Raw genomic sequence first — 2,833 nt, forward strand, 5'->3', positions numbered from 1 at the left:
TAGTGGGGTTGGTGGGATTGGTTAAATCTAAAATTTCGATCAAGGAGCCCGCCACCACAAATAGGCGCTTAGTGCTGGGGTCAAAGGCCGGAATTTCTGCCCCATTACTGCTGGCAAAGCCACCAATTTTGCTTATCAAACTAACGCCGTTGTTAATGGTCATAATTGCTTCGGGAATTTCTCAATCAGGAAAAATGGAGGAAAATTTTGGACTTGGGTTGGCGATCGCCGACGGACAGCAAAATTCCCCATCAGCGGCGAGCCCCCACTAGTCCCCGCTACAGTTTTTCACAGACAAATTAAGAAAAACTTATGATTAGGCTATGAAAAGGTTAAGCAAAACAATTAGTTCTGAGTAAAGGTTGAGGAAAATCCGCCATTGTCAACGGGGAACGAAAAAGCTAAGCTCAAGGGCGGCGCATTGCCCTGCCAACTTGGAGCCAATTCCTCGGCAATATCGATAATTCTGAAAAATCCTTAAACTATCTATGCAACAACGTGGCGTGACAATCTGGTTAACGGGACTGAGTGGAGCAGGCAAAACCACCATCACCCAGGCGTTAGAGAAAAAATTACGGGATAGTGGTTACCGTCTAGAAGTGCTAGATGGAGACGTGGTGCGCACCAATTTGACCAAGGGTCTGGGTTTTAGTAAGGAAGACCGGGATACCAACATTCGCCGCATCGGTTTTGTTTCCCATTTGCTTACCCGCAACGGTGTGATTGTGCTGGTTTCTGCCATTTCCCCCTACGAAGCCATCCGCCAGGAAGTGAAACAGACCATTGGTGACTTTTTAGAAGTGTTTGTTAATGCGCCCTTGGCCGTTTGTGAACAACGGGACGTTAAGGGTTTATATGCCAAAGCCCGCAGTGGGGAAATTAAAGGCTTCACCGGCATTGATGACCCCTATGAACCCCCCAGCAATCCCGATGTGGAATGCCGCACCGATCTAGAAGAACTGGATGAAAGCGTCAACAAGATCTGGCAAAAGTTGGTCGATTTACAATACATCGAAGGTTGAACCAATTGGCCTTTATTTGGGGAACAGGGGACTGGGAATCGATGGGCAATAATCAATTTTTTTCTGAAACAGGGGCCCGTTGCCAAGATGGACTCCCTAATTGTGCTGGCCAAGCTCCCATAGCCCTGGGGGAAATGTGTTGATGGGTTCCGGTGGCAAGGCAATCTTTCTAGGTGGGGGATTCCTTGCGCTAGGATTAACTTTGGTTAATATCGATCGCCAGGGGATTAGGTCTGATTAACCAGACTAGTCCCCCATAAAGTTGAATAATTTCCTAGTCGCAAATCTTGCAATGGAGGCAATGAATAGCAGTGAATCCCATTGAGTTGATTCAAAAGGGCGGCGTGGCCATGTGGCCCCTGATTCTCTTATCGGTGTTGTCCGTCAGTACGATCATCGAAAGGTTGTGGTTTTGGGGGCAAATTCTCCTCAAAAGTTCCCAGACTGCTTCCCGCATTTTGGACACGGCGGCCCGGGATTGGGACACGGCCATTCGGGTAGCCCAGGATAATCGGCGTTTCCCCATTGCTAAATATCTGTTGGCACCGTTGCGCCTGCCCCACCCAGACCCGGAGGTTTTTCACCTGGCCCTGGAGTCGGCTGCCGATGACCAACTGGCCCTCATGCGGCGGGGGGACAAAATCCTGGAAGCGATCATTGCCCTTGCGCCCCTGTTAGGTTTGTTAGGAACGGTGTTGGGGCTAATCCAGTCCCTCAGTTCCATCCAAATTAGTGATTTGGGTACAGCTTCCACCGCTGGGGTTACCCTGGGCATTGGGGAGTCCTTGATTTCCACGGCGACGGGGTTAATCGTGGCGATCGTCAGCTTGGCTTTTTATCGACTCTTTCAGGGTTTATGGTTCAACCAAATGCGAGTGTTTCGCAAGGCCGGCAGTGAACTGGAAGTGCTCTATCGTCAACGTTGGTTTGAGGAAGAAATGGCCTACGACGAAGGCATGGCCCCCACCTCGGAAGCGGAAAGCATGCCCCAGGAATCCTACTAGTTTTCCTTGCTGGAGTTGTATCCTTTCCCCATGGAGGTTGCACAACTTAGTTTCGGTTCCCATTTTGCAGTCGTTAGTATGGTTACGGAGTTCCCCCACCGTTGTGAATCTGTAATCAAAGCCTATTCTGCCCCTCTCCCCTTTCTCTAAAATCCCCATGGCATCTTCCCCTAAAGTTCCCCGGTCTACCCGTCGGCTCCAGGCCTTGCACCATCCCACCAGGCCCCTTTCCCTCTGGCAAGATAGTCAACATGACCAGGGGGAAGTGCGCATTGAGATCATTCCTTTAATTGATGTAATTTTCTGTATTCTCACTTTCTTCATCCTGGGGGCGGTGGGGCTATCCCGGCAACAGGCGATTAGTTTGGACCTGCCCAGGGCCAGCACCGGGGCCCCGCAGATGCGGGAAATGTTTATGGTGAGCCTGGATGATCTGGGGCAACTGTATGTGGAAAAACAGCCAGTGAGCCAGGAGCAGATGGTCAGTGCCCTGCAAAATTACCACCAATACAATCCCAGCGGTTTGATTGTGCTGCATGCTTCCCGCAATGCTAGCTATAACGATGTGGTGCAGTTACTAGATATTCTCCGCACCGTGGGTGGCGATCGGGTGGCCCTGGCTACCTTACCCGGCGATGGCCAAACTCCCCCAGGCATGAGTCCCAATGGTTTTAATGATCCCAACTTGGGAATGCCGGGCATGACTCCTGGCAATGCTTTCCCCAATAGTCCCACGCCGGGAATGCCCAATTTCAATAATCTGAATCCTGGTGGTTCCGGTGCAGGCACCCCTAATTTTAGTAATAC

Annotated in this window: 3 protein-coding genes; all 3 read left to right on the forward strand. The window is 50.7% G+C overall.

Translation table 11 applies throughout. From position 1 onward, the window contains the following. Nucleotides 1-488: 488 nt before the first annotated feature. Nucleotides 489-1,022, forward strand: a complete 534-nt coding sequence (gene cysC / locus IQ219_RS18660) for an adenylyl-sulfate kinase (RefSeq protein WP_194019774.1) — start codon at nucleotides 489-491, stop codon at nucleotides 1,020-1,022. Between the two features lie 311 nt (nucleotides 1,023-1,333). Continuing rightward, nucleotides 1,334-2,026 carry a MotA/TolQ/ExbB proton channel family protein gene (locus IQ219_RS18665; RefSeq protein ID WP_194073601.1) on the forward strand — a complete coding sequence of 231 codons (693 nt, stop codon included), beginning with the start codon at nucleotides 1,334-1,336 and terminating at the stop codon, nucleotides 2,024-2,026. Between the two features lie 157 nt (nucleotides 2,027-2,183). Continuing rightward, nucleotides 2,184-2,833, forward strand: a 650-nt coding sequence (locus tag IQ219_RS18670) for a biopolymer transporter ExbD (protein ID WP_194073602.1), incomplete at its 3' end; no start/stop codon positions are given.

Origin of the sequence: Synechocystis sp. LEGE 06083, assembly GCF_015207725.1 — a bacterium.
Taxonomy (GTDB): domain Bacteria; phylum Cyanobacteriota; class Cyanobacteriia; order Cyanobacteriales; family Microcystaceae; genus Synechocystis; species Synechocystis salina.

What these genes read in the sequence shown, in the direction of transcription:
- cysC (WP_194019774.1), top strand. Translation starts at nt 489, where the DNA reads ATGCAACAACGTGGCGTGACAATCTGGTTAACGGGACTGAGTGGAGCA.